1 protein-coding gene is annotated in these 267 nt (G+C 68.5%); it reads left to right on the plus strand.

Annotated features, from left to right (window positions below; all coding sequences use genetic code 11):
- Nucleotides 1–267 (plus strand): fumarate hydratase C-terminal domain-containing protein (locus ACQG3P_RS19915; RefSeq protein ID WP_426806009.1); only part of this gene is annotated, 267 nt, incomplete at both ends.

Consider the following 267-nt stretch of genomic DNA (forward strand, 5'->3'; position numbering starts at 1 on the left):
CAGCGGCCCGGTGATGCTGGACCCGCCGTCGCTGGAAGACTGGCCGCAGAGCACCTACGCCGCCTCCAAGGGCACCCGCGTCGACCTGGATACCATCACCCCGGAAGACGTGGCCAGCTGGCAGCCGGGCGAGACCCTGCTGCTCAACGGCAAGCTGCTCACCGGCCGCGATGCCGCGCACAAGCGCATGGTGGCCATGCTCAACAAGGGCGAGCCGCTGCCGGTCGACCTCAAGGGCCGCTTCATCTATTACGTGGGTCCGGTCGA

The organism is Stenotrophomonas sp. SrG, assembly GCF_050031795.1.
In the GTDB taxonomy this organism is placed as follows: domain Bacteria; phylum Pseudomonadota; class Gammaproteobacteria; order Xanthomonadales; family Xanthomonadaceae; genus Stenotrophomonas; species Stenotrophomonas rhizophila_A.